Annotated in this window: 13 protein-coding genes; 7 read left to right on the top strand and 6 right to left on the bottom strand. The window is 40.4% G+C overall.

The window, feature by feature from the left end; all coding sequences use genetic code 11:
• Positions 1 to 71: 71 nt before the first annotated feature.
• The 3 genes from HGR01_RS36315 to HGR01_RS36305 all read right to left on the bottom strand — a co-directional run bounded on the left by HGR01_RS36315 (position 72) and on the right by HGR01_RS36305 (position 4,074).
• Complete coding sequence (locus HGR01_RS36315; protein WP_045867660.1) at positions 72 to 1,379, bottom strand: efflux RND transporter periplasmic adaptor subunit; 1,308 nt, start codon at positions 1,377 to 1,379, stop codon at positions 72 to 74.
• A 675-nt stretch (positions 1,380 to 2,054) separates the two neighbouring features.
• The gene (locus tag HGR01_RS36310; RefSeq protein WP_045867659.1) at positions 2,055 to 3,041 is read right to left on the bottom strand and encodes a LysR substrate-binding domain-containing protein; all 987 of its coding nucleotides are present in this window, start codon (positions 3,039 to 3,041) and stop codon (positions 2,055 to 2,057) included.
• Positions 3,042 to 3,225: 184 nt separating this feature from the next.
• Positions 3,226 to 4,074: a lysophospholipid acyltransferase family protein gene (locus tag HGR01_RS36305; protein WP_045867658.1), complete on the bottom strand. Its 849-nt coding sequence runs from the start codon at positions 4,072 to 4,074 to the stop codon at positions 3,226 to 3,228.
• A gap of 298 nt (positions 4,075 to 4,372) precedes the next feature.
• Between HGR01_RS36305 and HGR01_RS36300 the strand changes: the two genes are divergently transcribed.
• The 4 genes from HGR01_RS36300 (at position 4,373) to pgmB (ending at position 12,856) form a co-directional block, all read left to right on the top strand.
• Complete coding sequence (locus tag HGR01_RS36300; protein ID WP_045867657.1) at positions 4,373 to 5,443, top strand: D-alanine--D-alanine ligase family protein; 1,071 nt, start codon at positions 4,373 to 4,375, stop codon at positions 5,441 to 5,443.
• Between the two features lie 150 nt (positions 5,444 to 5,593).
• Positions 5,594 to 6,259 carry a hypothetical protein gene (locus HGR01_RS36295; RefSeq protein WP_045867656.1) on the top strand — a complete coding sequence of 222 codons (666 nt, stop codon included), beginning with the start codon at positions 5,594 to 5,596 and terminating at the stop codon, positions 6,257 to 6,259.
• 1,174 nt (positions 6,260 to 7,433) lie between these two features.
• Positions 7,434 to 9,848: a sucrose synthase gene (locus HGR01_RS36290; protein ID WP_045867655.1), complete on the top strand. Its 2,415-nt coding sequence runs from the start codon at positions 7,434 to 7,436 to the stop codon at positions 9,846 to 9,848.
• A 122-nt stretch (positions 9,849 to 9,970) separates the two neighbouring features.
• Positions 9,971 to 12,856, top strand: a complete 2,886-nt coding sequence (pgmB, locus tag HGR01_RS36285) for a beta-phosphoglucomutase (protein WP_045867654.1) — start codon at positions 9,971 to 9,973, stop codon at positions 12,854 to 12,856.
• On the opposite strand, the gene HGR01_RS36280 is transcribed toward pgmB, so the two are convergent.
• The 3 genes from HGR01_RS36280 to HGR01_RS36270 all read right to left on the bottom strand — a co-directional run bounded on the left by HGR01_RS36280 (position 12,857) and on the right by HGR01_RS36270 (position 14,570).
• Positions 12,857 to 13,312 carry a hypothetical protein gene (locus tag HGR01_RS36280; protein WP_045867653.1) on the bottom strand — a complete coding sequence of 152 codons (456 nt, stop codon included), beginning with the start codon at positions 13,310 to 13,312 and terminating at the stop codon, positions 12,857 to 12,859.
• A gap of 145 nt (positions 13,313 to 13,457) precedes the next feature.
• Positions 13,458 to 13,940 (bottom strand): adenosine-specific kinase, encoded by a 483-nt coding sequence (locus HGR01_RS36275; protein ID WP_045867652.1) that lies wholly within the window; start codon positions 13,938 to 13,940, stop codon positions 13,458 to 13,460.
• Positions 13,941 to 14,132: 192 nt separating this feature from the next.
• Complete coding sequence (locus HGR01_RS36270) at positions 14,133 to 14,570, bottom strand: hypothetical protein (RefSeq protein WP_045867651.1); 438 nt, start codon at positions 14,568 to 14,570, stop codon at positions 14,133 to 14,135.
• Positions 14,571 to 14,874: 304 nt separating this feature from the next.
• Between HGR01_RS36270 and HGR01_RS36265 the strand changes: the two genes are divergently transcribed.
• The 3 genes from HGR01_RS36265 (at position 14,875) to HGR01_RS36255 (ending at position 18,174) form a co-directional block, all read left to right on the top strand.
• Positions 14,875 to 16,419, top strand: a complete 1,545-nt coding sequence (locus HGR01_RS36265) for an FAD-dependent oxidoreductase (protein ID WP_045867650.1) — start codon at positions 14,875 to 14,877, stop codon at positions 16,417 to 16,419.
• A gap of 201 nt (positions 16,420 to 16,620) precedes the next feature.
• Complete coding sequence (locus tag HGR01_RS36260; protein ID WP_045867649.1) at positions 16,621 to 17,325, top strand: hypothetical protein; 705 nt, start codon at positions 16,621 to 16,623, stop codon at positions 17,323 to 17,325.
• Positions 17,326 to 17,466: 141 nt separating this feature from the next.
• Entirely contained in the window at positions 17,467 to 18,174 is a 708-nt protein-coding gene (locus HGR01_RS36255; RefSeq protein ID WP_045867648.1) for a hypothetical protein, read from the top strand.
• Positions 18,175 to 18,205: the final 31 nt, after the last annotated feature.

The raw sequence follows: 18,205 nt of genomic DNA, 5'->3' as shown, positions 1-18,205 counted from the left end.
ATTTATCATCTATATGCCCTGTCTGCTTCCTAGTCCCTAGTCCCCAGTACCCAGTCCCTCATCCCCCATCCCTACTCTGCAATCACAGGCACGCCATCTCTCAAATTCAGCAAACCAGAGACGATAATTTGTTCTTCTGGCTGCAATCCTTCGAGAACTTGGTAATTATTACCTTGAATGTTGCCTAGCTTGATCCGCTTTTGCCGCGCAATTAATTGCGGTTTACCTTGGGGATCGTTTTCTGTTTGCGCTACATAAGCAAAGGTTTCTCCAGCTACACGAGATACTGCTGTTGTGGGAATCAAGACTCCTGGCTTTTGATTCCAAATCACTTTTGCTCTGACTAATTGATCGGCTCGCAATTTACCTTGCGAGTTGTTCAATAGGGCTTTAACTTGTATGGCTTGTGTGCCATTACCCACGCTGGGAGAAATAAAGAATATTTTGCTTTTACCTATGGGTTGTCCTTGAGCATCCATGACTTCCACAGGTAATCCTTGACGTAATTGTGCCCCTCGCTCTAGTGGGATGGAAACATTGACTTCTAGAGGTTGATTTTGGGTGATAGTAGCTAATTGCGTGGAATTATTCACGAAATCTCCCACTTTCACGGGAATATTACCAACGGTGCCTGCGAATGGTGCAGTAATTTTGTAGTATTGCAGCTCAACTACTTGTTGCTTAGTATTAGCCTCAGCTTGCTGCAAAGCTTTTTCTGCCTGGGATATAGTAGCTTGCTGTGCTTGGATTTTGGAATCTATGGCGTTGAGTTGGGCTTTAGATGTCGCTAGGCGATTGGCGTACTGATCTCTGACTTGTCGGGAGACAGCGCCTTCCGCAGCCAGGGTGACATACCTGTTGTAATCTTGCTGGTTTAATTGGACATCAGCAACGTTCGATAGGCGATCGGCTTGTAAGGATTTCAGTGTAGCCAAAGCATTTTGTAATTGTGCTCTCGCTCCTTGGGCACCTGCATTTAACCCGCTAACTGCTGCTTGTTGCTGTCTGGGATCTACCTGGATAATTGGCGTACCTTCAGCTACCCGATCTCCCGATCGCACAAATATCTGAGTAACTTGTCCTTGGATTCTCGGTTGTAAGCTAACTGAACGCCGGGACTCTAGGTTGGCAATAAAATCTGAACTTTCTTGAATTGTGCCTGTTTGTACGGGGGCTATCTTGACTCTTACGCCAGGAGGTTGAGCGTTCTGTGCTGTTTGTTGTTGCGGTGTTAATAAACGCCAAACTATAGCACCACCACCTAGTAATAATAGTGCAGCTAACAATAACTGAAGCCACCGCCTTTGTTTTGGTGGTGGCTCAAATGATGATTCGGGAAGGCTTTCTTCAAAATCAGTAGGTGAATTAGGGGATGTCATGGTATATAAGGAACCTCAAAACAAGTTAACTAAAAATTAATTTGAATTTAAGCTCATAGAATTTTCCCTTACCTCCTCGTTGCAGTGACTATAAAGGTGCAATGCCAACTAGTCCAAGATTTTTCAATGAGGACTTTTAACCCGTAACCCTTGACTCCTGAAGTTTTACCATTAACTATTTTAAATTTACTGATTTAGCATGAGGATTGCTGGCAAGTTTTCTGACAATCCTTCTCAAATATACTACTTTTGTAGTTATCTATAATCTACCGAAAGGTAAGTGATAAAAATCAGATTATATATATGTAACTCATCAGGTATTCTCAATACTTGCGGAAAATATTCTAATCTTGCTAGCTAACGATTTCGTCGATGTATTAGCAGAAAAAATGTAATTTATGATGCAATACTGTTGGGATTAGCTGGTTTTTTCCTCCGCACTATCCCTAGTTGTTTGTTACCTGTATTCTTACGGCATCCAGAAATTTATTAACTGAACCTTATTGATTGACAATTTTATTTATTTATTGTGTAAATTTAAATTTTTTACACTTAATTGATATACGAGAATATACACAAAACCCTCTTAATATAAGCTCTCAAGGGTTTTATGCTTAATAACTATATTGTCTATTCTCGTATATCAAATAACACCAAGTAAAACAGGGGAGCCAGCTAAGAGACTTGCCTTTCCAGCGCCAATATTGATGAACTACGTGATGAATTATGCAAATGTGATGTTATTAGCATTTCTTCAAAGGCTTTCGAGAGAGCTGTTTGGAAACGCTGTCGATGTTTGAGTTTAAAGAAAGGTCGAATAATCTCTGCATTGACGCTAGAGCTATTTCTATTATCGATAACTTGGATGGCACGTAAAGTCCCCAGTTGGATTTCTTTTTTTACCATTAACTCAGAAATTCCTGTAGCACCAACACCGCTTTCTACTGCGGCTTTTGCCATCTCGCCGCTATTAAAAACTAACATGACATCAAGTTGGCTAAGGTTTATTCCCCAGTTTTGTAAAGCTTCCTCAAATCTCTGCTGTGTTCCTGAACCTGGTTCCCGCATCACCCAAGGAGTTTGAGTCAGTTCTGTCAGTACAATTTCGCCACGTTCAAACCAAGGGTGCGTTTGGCCGACCACAATTTGTAAGCGATCGCTCCCGATAATTTCATAGTCCATTGTTGTTTGCAGTTCTGGCTTCACATCTCCTTCCACCAAACCCAAATCAAATTGTCCCATGACTGTTCCGGCACAAATCGTCTCTGCATTCGCCAGGGTACAGTTAACGGAAATTCCTGGATACTGGCTTTTAAACTCGCTAATCTTACTCGGAAGCCAATAGTTACCGATTGTCAAACTCGATCCCAATTTTAATTCTCCCCGTTGGAGATTATTGAGTTCCCGTAATCCTCGTTCTGTCAAACTCACCTGATCGAGAATTTTTCGCGCCTCCTCTTGGAGTAATTTACCCGCCTCCGCAATCTCAATGTGACGGCCAATGCGATGGAACAGCTTGACTCGGTATTCCTGCTCTAAGCTTTGAATTGCAGCACTAACAGCCGGTTGAGTAATATATAGCTCTTCCGCTGCACGAGTAAAGTGTAGATGCTCCGCCACAGCGAGAAAGATGCGTAGCTGATCGAGCGTCATCCCTGCCATGTGAACTGTCCCTAATTATGTATGTCAAAATTTTAATTACTTCTTTTTATCATTTTGACAAAAAAAAGTATCTAATTCTATCATTTAGAACAGCTAAAGTATAAATAAAAGCTTGTTGCCCCATATCTAAGCAACTGAGACATTAAATAATTGATTTTCTAGAAGTCCCTAACCTCAATTAAATTTAAGACTGGGCACTGAGCTTGACTAATTGGTCTAATTCATGCTGCATTTGACTGCGAACTAATTCATAACATTGATTAACATACTGGCGATCGCACGCCGCTTCTCTACCATAATGCTCAAATTTAATCGGTGGGCAAACCCTTGTATGAATAGTCAGAGGAAAGGGAATATTAGGCAATGGGCCGAGTGATAAACCCCAAGGTAAGCCTAAATAAATGGGAAAAACTACCGGATCAATACCAAATAACCAAGGCATTCCCAATTTGTGAAGTTGGGCGATAATGTCATAACATTCAGTCAATACAATCAGCGTTTCATGAGCACCCGCAGAAATCACAGGTACAATCGGTACTCGTTCCCGCAGTGCTACCTTGATAAACCCTTGTCTTCCCGCAAAATAAATTTGGTTCCGTAAAGCATAAGGTCGAAACACATCTTCTGCGCCACCAGGATATACAAGTACACTCGCTCCAGAGCGCAAAGCTGCATAGGCCATTTTAGGATGAGCCATAATTGCACCACACTTAGCTACCAGTTGTGCTATTGGCGGAGTAACTTCCCAAACTTTGGGATGCATTAAACCATAGACTGGCTGCTCTACACCAAATTTGCGGAACCAGTCATACATCATCATCAGCATATCTGGAGCAGCTAGTCCCCCATTGTGAGAACCAACAAATAAAACTTGTTCTTGGGGCGGTATATGCTCCCAACCACTAGTTTGAACTCGAAAATAGTGGTCATAGAACCATCCCATGATTGGCATGATTGATTTGATGAATCCTGGATCGCGCTCATCCAAAGACCATCCGAGTTTTTTGTGCAGGTGATGTTGTGTTTCTGACATCCAGGCATATTAACAAACTTGATAAAGTACAGACAATGAGTAGTGTATTGATTTCAGGATAATTTTTGGGACTGGGGACTGGGGATTGGGGAACTCGGGGCCCCCTCTGGGGATAAGGGGCAATGGGGACTGGGGACTGGGGAATGAGTAATGAGTAATGAGTAATGAGTAATGAGTAATGGGGAAAAACACCAAATGACAAATGACCAATGACCAATGACAAATGACAAATAACAAATGACAAACAACAAACCTGTGATACGCTATCTGCGAGATAAAGCGTTATTAGGTACTGAATATGACTAAGCTGCGGGTAGGGTTGCTGTTTGGGGGACGTTCTGGGGAACATGAAGTTTCGATTAGTTCCGCAAGGGCGATCGCTAATGCTTTAAGTGCAGAGCAAAATAGTAGTAAGTACGAAATTCTGCCTTTTTATATCCAAAAAGATGGTTTTTGGCAGGCTGCGGAAGTAGCACAGCAAGTTTTAGCTTCTGGCGCTGCTATCCCAAATCCTGCGGCTAGTCCGAATCTTTGGCAATTCCCACCCGCAGCACAAACGGTAGATGTTTGGTTTCCAATTCTGCACGGGCCTAATGGTGAGGATGGCACAATTCAAGGGTTACTCAGCTTGATGCAAGTCCCATTTGTGGGTTCTGGGGTGTTAGGTTCGGCAACGGGGATGGATAAAATTGGTATGAAAGTGGCTTTTTCTCAAGCTGGATTACCCCAAGTTAAGTACAAAGCCGTAACCAGAGCGCAAGTTTGGTCAAATCCTTGCGTATTTCCGAAACTATGTGACGAAATTGAGTCTGAGCTTGGCTATCCTAGTTTTGTCAAACCTGCAAATTTGGGTTCATCGGTGGGGATAGCGAAAGTGCGATCGCGCCAAGAATTAGAAGCGGCGTTAGATAATGCTGCTAGTTATGATCGCCGGATTATTATCGAAGCTGGAGTGGTCGCTAGAGAAGTAGAATGTGCTGTTTTAGGCAACGATCAACCCCAAGCCTCGGTAATTGGGGAAATTACCTACAAGAGCGATTTTTACGATTACGAAACAAAGTATACCGCAGGTTTAGCAGATTTATTTATCCCCGCCCAATTACCAGATGCGATCGCGCGTCAAATTCAAGACATGGCTTTACAAGCTTTTGCTGCTGTTGATGCTGCTGGTTTGGCAAGAGTAGACTTTTTCTATGTAGAAGCTACAGGGGAAGTTTTGATCAATGAAATCAATACCTTGCCAGGTTTTACCGCAACTAGTATGTATCCCCAATTATGGGGGTATAGTGGTGTTCCTTTCCCAGAACTAGTAGATAGATTAATTCAACTAGCTTTAGAAAGAGATACTGTGACCGAAAGACAGAGTTAATCCTACCAAAGTAGAGTTTTTTTCAGAAATCATCAGATTTATTCCCCTCAGCAACTCGCAAAAGTTACTTTGTTGTAAAATTGTGCTACTGATACCTGAATCCTCCAGTATGATCTTGGATCGAGAGGGGTACAAATCTGAAAGTAATCTATGGAAAATAGTCAGAGTGTACAGCAAGAGGTAACCCAATCTACTGGGGCCACTCCAGAGCTGACAAAGAGTAAATCGAACGTCATCAGTAATTCAAAAGTTCTGATACAGATCCTGGTGCGCCATCCTTGGCTGTTATTGATTGGGTTAACAGCAACATTTTTTGCCAGTGCTGTGCTGGCCTTATATAATCTCGGTTCTGTTGGCTATTTCAATCAGCCACAAGCAGAACCAGAGAACAATCAAGAAGTAGCCACTGTAGCGGAAGCAGCCATCGATACGCCCTCTGAGACTAGCAATCCTACACCTTTATGGCTGATAATGGCGATCGCTTTTAGCTGTGCTAGCGGTTGCTTAATCATTTTACGCGTCCTCAACCGTCCAGCGAAGGGGCAAAAAGGGCAAAAGCAAATTAAACGCTATCCCACTCGTTCTGTACCCAGCCAGTTACCTCAAGTAAAGCCACAACCTTCTCGAAGTCCGCAAGTATTTGTCCCACCCCCATCACTTGCGCCTCTTGCTTCCATGAAATCTCAAACAAAACCTCTGGCGACAGTTTTACCACCAGAACCCAAATACGGTATGGAGAAAAGCAAAGAGTCTTTGGCGGATTTATTGGATCTTCGTAAACAAAGTTCTCTCTCTACCATTTTACGCAAGTATTAATATCTCTTTACGTAAAAATCAGTTTAATTACAATTTTGTCAATAAGGGTATGGGTAACCATGCCCTTATTTTTATGTTGATACCAATTTGAAAAAGAGTTTGACAGATGGGTAGAGGCACAGCAATGCTGTGTAACGTCTAAATTATTTATCTGTCTCAACATTACTTAAATTGGTATTGTTTAATAAATTGCCAAAATGGCAACCAATGAGAAATTATTCTAGTTAAAGTGTAGAAGATAAACGACTTCAAGGGTGTTGTTATCAGGGTCTACCAAGTAATTGGCAATTCGTAATTCCTAATTCGTAGTTAAGAAAGTCTTATATTATTGGGATTATTGATTTAAATTGGTTGCATATTATTAAGACTACTATTTAATTTTGAAGTTCAAGTAGTAGGATGCGTTAACGGCGAGAGTACGGCATCAGCACCAAAGCTTTCATAGCTAAACAAAAATACATAAAGAAGGGTAAAGGGTAAGTAGCAAAACCTTTACCCTTTATGCTTTTGAACTACAACATTTGACTTAATTACGTTTAATCGCACTTACGTAAATTCTGACTTTTCACGGCATGTGGAAAAGGTCATTTTGATGGTTTCCCAAGCCCTGATTTCTCCGTTAGCTATTTTCATTAACTTAGAGTTATTGAGAATCAACCTGTGGAAAAAGCCACGCTTTTTGGAGGCTTGAGGACTTCCCGTGAAAAGTCAGACGTAAATTTTGTATAGAACTTATATAGGATTCATATTTGATTTCTGAACTAGATGTAGGGTGTGTTGTCGCGTAGCGCAACGCACCAAAGCTGAGAATACGGTGCGTTACACTTCGTGATAACACACCCTACACATACTTAGATTTTTCAATAATCAAAGCGGATTCCTATATTTGATTATTGCCAAGCTAGGTATACTCTAATTGATATTCTCTGTTTCAATTGCCCTGTACCTAACTACGCAAGTAATATCCGCGAATTAAATCTTATTACTATCTATTAGCGTAGCTGGATTCTTGCAAAAAATTTATACATCTCTGCCCTCAGCTAGAAGCCCCAGGGATTGCCCCTAACTATTATTAAAAAGGAAATGTACCTCTAAATAGCAGTTGTTACAACTATCTTTGTTGAGGAGAGAAATAAATGAGGTCGTGACCTAATTAGAGTTCTGGGATTCATCTATGCATGAACTAGTTCAGGCTGCTTTAAATAGTGACGATAAAAGTGCGCTGCATCAGTTAATTCTGACTCTGGGTTCTACAGATAAGCGTTACTTTCTTAGAAACGAGATTTTACAAGCTTTTGCTGACTATTGCCAACTATTCCAAAAGCCTACATATTTTTATCATTCTTCCTCTATTGGTCAATTAATTCATTATTGTCATGAAATTATATTGGAAGATGACAGTATTTGGTTTGTTGTCCGACCGAGAATTGCTAGTCAGGAAGTTTGGCGATTAACAGCTGATTTGGCTCAATTTGAGCTAATGACTTCCCAGGACTTGCTAGGCGTAAGAGACCGTCTAGTAAATCGCTACCAACCTCACATTTTAAATATAGATTTGCACCCTTTTTATGCAAATTCTCCCACGATTAGCGATCCCAGAAATATTGGTCAAGGTCTAGCATTTCTCAACCGTTATTTGTGCAGCCAAGTATTAACAGACCCGCAATACTGTTTAGATGTACTATTTAAAGTTCTCCATCGGCTCAACTATGATGGTATTGGCTTGCTAATTAACGATCGCATTCAATCGGGTAATCATCTAGCCCAACAAATGCAGCAAGTTCTGAAATTCCTCAGCCAGCAACACCCTGACGCACCTTACGAGAAATTTCGCGTTGATTTACAAGAACTGGGTTTTGAACCAGGCTGGGGTAATACTGTCTCTCGAGTTAGAGAAACTCTAGAACTATTCCAAAGACTGATTGAAAACCCACAACCTGCAATTTTAGAAGCATTTGTGGCGAGGATTCCGGCGGTATTTCGTGTGGTTCTGATTTCTATACATGGCTGGGTGAGTCAAGAAGGTGCTTTAGGTAGAGATGAAACCCTCGGTCAAGTCGCCTATGTTTTAGAACAAGCACGTAGCATAGAAAACAAACTGTGGGAAGAAATTCAACTGGCTGGTCTGGATGTGGTAGGAATTAAGCCGCAAGTAATTATTCTTACTCGTCTAATTCCTAACTGCGAAGGTACATTTTGTAACCTCCGCCGAGAAAAAATTGAAGAAACAGAAAATGCTTGGATTTTGCGCGTACCTTTCCGAGAATTTAATCCCGAAGTTACGAATAATTGGATTTCTAAATATGAAATTTGGCCTTATTTAGAAACATTTGCCCAAGATGCAGAACAAGAAATATTAGCTGAATTTCAAGGTAGTAAACCACATCTTTTAATTGGTAACTATACAGATGGTAATTTAGTGGCTTTTCTGCTATCCCAAAAGCTAAAAGTTACTCATTGTCATATTGCTCATTCTTTAGAGAAGCCAAAACGTCTCTTCAGTAATCTGTATTGGCAAAATCTCGAAGAACAATACCATCTTTCAGTGCAATATAGCGCTGATTTGATTAACATGAACGCGTCCGACTTTATCGTCACATCTTCTTATCAAGAAATTGTCGGTACGCCAGAAAGCATGGGACAGTATGAGTCATACAAATGTTTTACCATGCCGGAACTTTACCATGTAATTGATGGTATTGATTTATTCAGTGCTAAATTTAACGTTGTTCCGCCAGGGGTAAACGAGAGTATTTTCTTTCCCAACAACGAAGTAGAGAAAAGAGATGACAATCTCCGTCAACATCTCAAAGAATTACTTTTTTATCAAGCAGGTGAGCAAATTCTCGGTCATTTAGAAAACCCTGATAAGCGACCAATTTTAACTTTAGCGCCGATGATATCTATTAAAAATTTGGCGGGGTTGGCTGAATGCTTTGGTAAAAGTCAGGCTTTGCAAGACCATTGCAACTTATTTATCTTAACAGGCAAATTGCATCCATCAGAAGCTTCTAACCCGGAAGAAGCCGAAGAAATCCAAAAACTCTATGAGATTATCAACCAATATAATCTGCACAGTCATATTCGTTGGTTGGGAACGCGTCTCCCTGGGCGTGATATTAGCGAAGCTTATCGAGTCATAGCTGATCAAAAGGGAATCTATGTCCATTTTGCCAGCTTTGAAGCTTTTGGTAGAAGCATTTTAGAAGCAATGATTTCTGGTTTACCAACCTTCGCCACACAATTTGGCGGTGCTTTAGAAATTATTGATGAACGAGAACATAAATTTACGCTTAATCCTACAGATTTAGAAGGGTCAGCCAATAAAATTGTAGAATTCTGCAATCAATGTGATATTCATCCTGAAAATTGGGAGGAAACTTCCAATTGGATGATCAGAAGAGTTCGCAGTAAATATAACTGGAATATACATACCAATCAATTACTTTTGCTAGCGAAAATTTATAGTTTCTGGAACTTTGTCGCGCCAGAAAACACCGAAGCTAGAGTTCGCTATATGGAAACATTATTCCATCTAGTTTATAAACCAAGAGCCGATAAAATTTTAGAAAATCATACAAGACGATAGTTTAGGAAGATTAGGGGGATGAGGATGATGAGGGAGATCAAGTAGACAATAACAAATGACAAATGACAAATGACAAATAACAAATGACAAATGCCAAATTGAACTAATTCAAGACATTTACGATGGATATAACAGGTAATTATCACGATTTTATTTATAAAGACTGGATTTTAATTGAAACCCAGTTTAACCCCGATCAATTACACGCCAGAGAAACCATTTTCACAATCGGTAATGGTTATTTGGGGACACGCGGTAGCTTTGAAGAAGGGTATATACGTGCATTACCGGCGACATTTATCCACGGTGTTTATGATGAGGTTCCGGTTGTCTATACAGAACTTGTCAACTGTCCTGATTGGTTACCATTGGCGATCACGATTAATGGCGATCGCTTCCGTATGGATCAAGGAGAAATATTACAATACGAACGTCAGCTTGATGTGCGTCGGGGTTTAATTAGTCGTTCTGTGCGTTGGCGTAGTCCTACCGGAAGTACCGTAGACCTACAATTTGAGCGTTTCGCTAGTATGGCAGATGAGCATATTTTAGGGCAACGCTGCCAAATTACTCCCCTCGATTTTGATGGCTTAATTGAAATTCAAGCTAGCATCAACGGCTATCCTGAAAACCCTGGTTTTAATCACTGGGAATGGTTAGATCAAGGTAAAACTGATCAAGGTGTGTGGTTACATCGTCGTACTCGCAACTCATGTATTGATATTGGGATGGCGACGCGGTTGCAAATTTTTGGCGCTGAGACAACTTTACAGGTGAACAGTGCGCCTGGTTATCCTACTTTGAGTGCGTCATTCTCAGCGACAGCAAACCAGACAGTAACGGCAGAAAAGATTGTTACAGTTTTTACATCACGGGATATAGAATCACCTTATAAAGCCGCACGGGAAAAACTCGCTGTTCTTCCTAACTATGTAACCCTCCTCCAAGCCCAACAACAAGCCTGGAATGAGTTATGGGAAAAAAGCGATATTGCGATTGAAGGAGATATTACAGCCGCTTTTGCTGTCCGCTACAACCTATTTCAGCTATTAATTGCAGCCAGACGAAATGATGATCAGGTAAGTATCCCCGCTAAAACCCTTTCAGGCTTCGGTTATCACGGTCACGTCTTCTGGGACACGGAAATTTTTATACTGCCATTCTTTATATATACTCAACCAGAACTCGCTCGTAACCTTCTCAGCTATCGCTACCATACTTTAAAAGGCGCACGACGCAAAGCCGCCCATGATGGTTATAAAGGGGCAATGTTTGCCTGGGAAAGTGCAGATACAGGCGATGAAGTCACACCGCGTTGGGCGTTACCTAACGATCCTTACGGCGAAGACGTGCGGATTTGGTGCCGCGATCGCGAAATTCATATAAGTGCAGATATCGTTTATGCTGTATGGTACTACTGGCAAGCCACTGGTGATGATGAGTGGATGCGAGACTGTGGGGCAGAGATTGTATTAGATACGGCGATATTCTGGGGTAGCCGGGTGGAATTTAACCCCAAATACGAACGTTATGAGATTCGCGGTGTAATTGGTGCAGACGAATATCACGAATTTGTCCATAATAATACCTTCACCAACCGCATGGTGCAATGGCATCTGGAAAAAGCAATCATCATTGATGATTGGCTGCGCGCCAACTTCCCAGAACAAGCCAAGGAACTAGAAGAAAAATTGCATCTGGGTAGTAAACAGCGATCGCGCTGGGAAGATATCATCGCTAATATCTGGATTCTCAGTTATCCAGACACAGGGCTAATTGAACAGTACGAGGGATTTTTCCAGTTAGAAGATATCGACTTGAGTAAGTATGAACCCCGCACCCGTTCCATGCAAGCTATCTTAGGTATTGATGGTGCAAATAAGCGGCAAGTACTCAAGCAACCAGATGTTTTAATGCTGCTGTATTTGATGCGGCAATCAGAGGAATCGCCCTACAATCAAAAAACATTGCAGATTAACTGGGACTACTATGCACCCCGTACAGATATTACCTATGGTTCTTCCCTTGGCCCGGCAATTCATGGCATCTTAGCCTCAGATTTAGGGAAATCAGACATAGCTTACGAACGGTTTATGCAAGCCGCAATGGTAGATTTGCAAGATGTGCGGGGCAATACTAACGACGGAATCCACGGTGCAAGTGCTGGTGGCGTTTGGCAAGCTGTAATTTTTGGCTTTGGTGGCATCCAAATGCGGGAAAATGGCCCCGTAGCCCAGCCGCATTTACCCCCAGGTTGGACGCGTTTGAAATTTAAATTACATTGGCGTGGTAAGTGGCACGATTTTGATTTACAGCCAGGAATAGGGACTATGGAAAAATCCAATTCTCCAGATATTCGGGGAGTAATTTTTGATTTAGATGGTGTGCTTACAGATACCGCAGAATATCATTATCGGGCTTGGCAAAGGTTAGCCGATGAAGAAGGTATACCTTTTAATCGCCAAGCTAACGAAGCATTGCGCGGTGTCTCGCGGCGTGAATCTCTGATGCTGATTATTGGTGATAGACAGTATTCAGAAGAGCAAATTCAAGAGATGATGGCGCGTAAGAATCGCTATTATGTGGAATCTATTGAGAATATTTCACCCGCCGATTTATTACCAGGTGCGATCGCACTTCTTGATGAACTACGACAAGCTGGGATTAAAATCGCCATTGGTTCCGCTAGCAAAAATGCCCAAACAGTTGTCGATAAATTGGGCATTGCTGATAAAGTAGATGCGATCGCAGATGGTTATAGTGTCGAAAAACCCAAGCCAGCACCGGACTTATTTCTCTTCGCCGCCAAACTGCTAGGACTCCCGCCAGCACAATGTGTAGTTGTCGAAGATGCAGCCGCAGGTGTGGAAGCCGCTTTAGCTGGTGGAATGTGGGCTGTAGGACTCGGCCCTGTTGAACGAGTTGGTGCTGCCCATGTCGTGCTACCCAGTTTAGCACGCATTAAATGGGCAGATATCAAAGATAAATTAACAGTTCGTAATACTTAATTACGAATGTGATTGTGTCAATGGTTCTGTCCATTGTCTACCCTTTTCGTGGGGCGATCGCAGCCATTGGTAAGCTACAAAATTTAATAGTAAACCAACACCAAATAACAGCACCATCAAAGCAATTTGATACCAAAAAACTGGTGTCACCATTAAGTCAAGAATCAGATGCAGCAAATTCAGCACGCTGTAAACTATAGTCAAGCTAAAATGAATGACTCTATAGCGTTTAGCATCAGTAAAAGCCGTAGCAATAATTGCTAACATCGGTAACACAAAAAAACCCAACATTAACCACATAATCCCTGAAATTTCATTCATTGTTGTGGCTTTTTGTGACTCCGCAACCGATAAACCGTGGAACAAAGGCATTAACCCAAGTTGGGTATGAAACAGTGTGCCTAACAAAAATACTGTCCACAAAGCGATAATTTTTTCTCGATAATTAATAGCCATTTTTCCCCCTTATTTTTTAATATTGAAAATATTTCAATAAAAAGCGAGTTTGGCTTAGGTAAAAAACCAATAATTGTAGAGACGCGATTCATCGCGTCTTTAGTCAAAGGTCAAAAGTTATTAGTTATTTCTCCCTCATCCCCCTTCAAAGCTTGTAACCAATTTGCCGTAAAAATCCCTGACGTATTTTGACATCTTCAGGCGTTTCTAAGCCTTTAGGTGAAAAGCCATCAACAACACCAAGAATACCTCTCCCTTGCTCGGTTTCAGCTACAATTACCTCGACAGGATTTGCGGTTGCACAGAAAATTGAGCAAACTTCGGGACACTGCTTGATAGAATTTAAAAAATTAATTGGATAAGCTTCTTTAAGTAAAATAATAAAACTATGCCCTGCACCAATAGCAAGAGCATTTTTAATTGCTGTGTCTTCTAAAGTGCGATCGTTGCCTGTAGTTCTGAGTAAACATGGCCCGGAAGCTTCACAAAAAGCAATACCAAACTTTACCTGTGAAGATATATTGACCATAATTTCATATAAGTCTTCCACTGTTTTAATAAAGTGGCTTTGTCCCAATATCAGGTTACAACCTTCAGGAATTTGCATTGCAACTGCTTTGAGTTCCATTTTTTGTTGTCCTCGTAGCGCAGAACTCAACTATACCAATTCTAATTTGAATGCAATAAATAGGTCAGCAGAAATCAACATAACTATACTAAAAAGGGAACAGGGCAAAGTGAAAAGGAAAAAACCTTACCCTTTAACCTTTCCCCTTTCCCCCTTCCCCTACACAATATTGTGACTCTGATAACTAATTCCTCATTGTCCAGAACAGTAAGTATTAATTTCTTTTACTAAAGTACTTTCCTCAGTACTATTCTTTTTCAGAGATACCAAAGAACGTTTTGCACCAGCTAAATCTTTTTTATCTAAAGCTTTAGCTTCATCCTTCAACCCCTGACTCGTACTCTGATAAAGACTGGTAAAACGCTGCTGAAAGCCTTGCAACTTTTCATCCTTGATTTCCAGCGCTTTCATCTCTGTAGTAATTGTGTCTATCTTACCAGCGATTTCATTTAAGGCTTTAGAACCTGTTTTGGCATTATTGGGATTTTTACCAAAATCTTGACCTATTGTGACTGCTTGATTTGCTACCTTAACTATTTTGTTACATTGAGCGACCTTACTCTCTCCACAACCAGTAAACAGTAGTGCGATCGCAGCCGTTGCTGAAAGTATGGTGGTTTGTTTAAACATGCGTTGTATCTGTTTAATTTTTTCTAACTATATGCAGGAAAATACTTAGTTAGTATTCGTCCAGATACGTTATACCCTATACTTTCTCAAAAGAGTACAAAGATATACAAAGTTACACCAAATAACAGTTACATAATTTTACGGTAGTCATGCTGATTTTAGGCGATCGCTTGTTTGCATAGTCAGCGCTAGTTGCGTAATTCCTAACCGAGTCAGCACAATGATTATGGATTAACAGAATCCCGACAGAGACAGTAATTCCCAATCTAAAATCCAAAATCTAAAATCCAAAATCCAAAATGCTATGAGCATCACCGAAGATATTCTCTCCCAACTACCAGGCAATGTCATGGAAGGCTTACGTAATGCCGATCGCACTTTAGCATCACTGAGGGCAGATCGTACACCAATCCCAATGCTAGTGAAAGAAAACCCACAACCGTTAGAAAATGTGGACTGGGATGTAATTATTTGCGGTGGAACCTTGGGGATTTTAATTGGTTGCGCCCTAGCAGTGCAAGGTCTCAAGGTTGGCTTGATTGAACGGGGAATTTTGCGTGGTAGAGAACAAGAATGGAATATTTCTCGCAAAGAGTTAGAAGTATTTTTGGAATTAAATTTACTTACCAATGCAGAATTAGAGCAAGCGATCGCCACTGAATATAACCCAGCTCGTGTTAGCTTTCAAGGCGGTACAGAGGTATGGGTAGAAGATGTTCTCAACATTGGTATCGATCCAGTCTATCTTTTAGAAACATTAAAAACCCGATTTTTATCTGCTGGTGGTGTGTTATGGGAAAACACACCCCTAAGTGAAGCTGTAGTTCATCCTGATGGGGTGATGGTAAACAACCAGCTAAAAACACGGTTATTAATTGATGCAATGGGACACCTCTCTCCTATCGCTCAACAAGCGCGCCAAGGACAAAAGCCAGATGCACTATGCTTAGTAGTGGGAAGTTGTGCCCAAGGATTTCCGGAAAATCACAGTGGGGACTTGTTATTATCTTTTACACCCTTGCAAAATCAATGTCAGTATTTTTGGGAAGCTTTCCCAGCTAGGGATGGTAGAACAACCTACTTATTTACATACATGGATGCACACCCCCAACGCTTAGGTTTAGAAGCTTTATTTGAGGAATATTTGCGCCTTCTACCACAATATCAGGGTGTGGAATTGAGCCAGCTAAAATTTCAACGGGCACTTTTTGGCTTCTTTCCTACCTATCGCCAAAGTCCCCTCAAAACCCCTTGGAATCGCATTTTGCCAGTCGGAGATAGTAGCGGAAGTCAATCGCCTTTAAGTTTCGGCGGTTTTGGTGCAATGATACGACATCTCAAGCGGTTAACATTTGGTATTCAAGAAGCACTACAAACCGAACAATTATCTACAACAGCACTGGCTTTACTACAGCCTTATCAGCCAAGTTTAGCTGTTACTTGGTTGTTTCAAAAAGCCATGAGTGTGGGCATAAATCAAAATATTTCATCAGAGCAAATTAATCAATTGCTTGCCGTTGTTTTTCAGGGAATGCAAAAGTTAGGAAATAAAGTACTTAAGCCATTTTTACAAGATATAGTAAAGTTTCCTGCATTAACGCTAACACTTGTAAAAACAGGTTTGGCAAATCCGGGATTAATTGCCAAAATAATTCCTCAAGTAGGTTTTATCAATTTACTAGATTGGATATTGCATTATGTAAATTTAAGTATTTATACCGCCTTATTTTGGCTAAGTCCAATGTTAGAAACATTAGTTAAGTATTTACCAAGCCAACAACAATATTATTGGCATCGTTTGTTTGATGCATGGAAGTTTGGTTCTGGTAGCGATTATCTAGATGAGTAACTTAATAAAAATTATTATGCTTACTAAGATTTCATAGTCAAATGTCAAGAGTTAAAACTTGTTCTTTCAACTTTTTAAATTTTGACTTTTGACTCTGGCAATCTCGAATCAAGCGACTAGGTTTCACTAGGCTCTTAATTACGAATTACGAATTACGAATTACGAATTAGTAATTTTTTTCAAATTTGTGTGAGGATGAGGATGATTGAACGACAATCTTCAGGAATAAAATATTTTAAAGTACTGATTGGCTTACTGCGCGATCGCCAAGCTTTTTTAGAAGAAATTACCCAAGGTATTAGACTACCAAGTAAAATTATTTCGCTGTTAGTTTGCAGTTCTCTATTTCTGGCTATTTATGGCGGGATTATTGGCGCATATCATAGCTGGATGCAAGCTTTATCTTCTGCCATTAAGCTTCCAGCGCTCTATTTAATTACCTTGATAATTTGTCTACCCACATTGTACTTTTCTAATATTATTTTCGGTTCCAAGCGGACTTTTGGGCAACATTTTGCACTGGTACTAACGGCAGTTTCTGTAACTAGTGTATTATTATTTAGCTTTGCACCCATTACGCTATTTTTCTTAATTACTACCAATAATTATCAATTTTTAATCCTGCTCAATGTTGTCATATTTAGCTTTACAGGATTTATTGGTATTTCTTCTCTCTATCAAGCCACAAGTGTAGTGTTAGAACAAGACAATGAAGGTAGTAAGACACGCCGCAAAATTATCTTATCTTGGTTGTTTCTCTATGCTTTTGTAGGTAGTCAGCTTGGCTGGACTCTCAGACCATTTTTTGGTAACCCTGGTTCTATATTCCAACTATTTAGAGATAGAGAAGGTAGTTTTTATCTAAGTGTACTGCAAGCCATCGGCTATCTTTTAGGATTGCGTTAATACAGCCATAGATTTTGTAATTCTACAATTTCCCTACAATTCAGCAGCCTCATAAAACATCCACAAATTAGTTCCCAATTACGAATTACGAATTACGAATTACGAACTACGAATTACCCATAATTTACTTACTACACCACTATGCTTGATAAGCCTTCTTACAAAAATAAACAGTTTAACATTCTCATCAGTTTACTACGCGATCGCCAGGGTTTTTTAGAAGAAATTAGCCAGGGAATAAGATTACAAAGTAAAATCAGCGCTCTCTTTGTTTCCAGTTCCATCTGTTTCGCCATCTATGGTGCAATTATCGGTGCATCTCATAGTTGGGGACAAGCATTATCTGGTGCTATCAAACTCCCAGCATTTTATCTGCTCACACTGATTATTTGTTTCCCAACTCTATTCTTTTTTAATGTTTTATTTGGTTCCCGTAGCACTCTGCAACAGCATTTTGTGGTTTTGCTTACAGCTGTATCTGTAATCAGCGTGCTGTTATTCAGCTTGGCACCAGTGACCCTATTTTTTATGATCACTGCGCCTAATTCTTACCAATTTTTTAAACTGTTGAATGTGTTAATTTTTGGCATCACAGGTATATTTGGTGTGAAATTCCTCTATGAAGGGATGCAGTTACTTTCTCAACAAGATGAGGTCGGTAAAAAAACACGCACTACTATTTTACGTTCTTGGCTTTTCTTGTATGGTTTTGTAGGTGTACAGTTAGGCTGGTTTTTACGACCATTTTTTGGTTCCCCTGGCTCTAAATTTGAATTATTTCGCGCAGTAGGCGGCAATTTTTATCTTGATATTGTATCGGCAATATCAGAAATTTTAGGCGGCCGTTAACTTGTAGCTAATTCAATTTCAATATGAAAAA

This window comes from Tolypothrix sp. PCC 7712, from assembly GCF_025860405.1.
Classification (GTDB): Bacteria; Cyanobacteriota; Cyanobacteriia; order Cyanobacteriales; family Nostocaceae; genus Aulosira; species Aulosira diplosiphon.
This window is presented reverse-complemented; position numbering and strand designations above follow the sequence as displayed.

Coding starts and splice junctions, on each gene's coding strand:
- HGR01_RS36315 (WP_045867660.1), bottom strand. CDS start 1,379: ATGACATCCCCTAATTCACCTACTGATTTTGAAGAAAGCCTTCCCGAA.
- HGR01_RS36310 (WP_045867659.1), bottom strand. CDS start 3,041: ATGGCAGGGATGACGCTCGATCAGCTACGCATCTTTCTCGCTGTGGCG.
- HGR01_RS36305 (WP_045867658.1), bottom strand. CDS start 4,074: ATGTCAGAAACACAACATCACCTGCACAAAAAACTCGGATGGTCTTTG.
- HGR01_RS36300 (WP_045867657.1), top strand. CDS start 4,373: ATGACTAAGCTGCGGGTAGGGTTGCTGTTTGGGGGACGTTCTGGGGAA.
- HGR01_RS36295 (WP_045867656.1), top strand. CDS start 5,594: ATGGAAAATAGTCAGAGTGTACAGCAAGAGGTAACCCAATCTACTGGG.
- HGR01_RS36290 (WP_045867655.1), top strand. CDS start 7,434: ATGCATGAACTAGTTCAGGCTGCTTTAAATAGTGACGATAAAAGTGCG.
- pgmB (WP_045867654.1), top strand. CDS start 9,971: ATGGATATAACAGGTAATTATCACGATTTTATTTATAAAGACTGGATT.
- HGR01_RS36280 (WP_045867653.1), bottom strand. CDS start 13,312: ATGGCTATTAATTATCGAGAAAAAATTATCGCTTTGTGGACAGTATTT.
- HGR01_RS36275 (WP_045867652.1), bottom strand. CDS start 13,940: ATGGAACTCAAAGCAGTTGCAATGCAAATTCCTGAAGGTTGTAACCTG.
- HGR01_RS36270 (WP_045867651.1), bottom strand. CDS start 14,570: ATGTTTAAACAAACCACCATACTTTCAGCAACGGCTGCGATCGCACTA.
- HGR01_RS36265 (WP_045867650.1), top strand. CDS start 14,875: ATGAGCATCACCGAAGATATTCTCTCCCAACTACCAGGCAATGTCATG.
- HGR01_RS36260 (WP_045867649.1), top strand. CDS start 16,621: ATGATTGAACGACAATCTTCAGGAATAAAATATTTTAAAGTACTGATT.
- HGR01_RS36255 (WP_045867648.1), top strand. CDS start 17,467: ATGCTTGATAAGCCTTCTTACAAAAATAAACAGTTTAACATTCTCATC.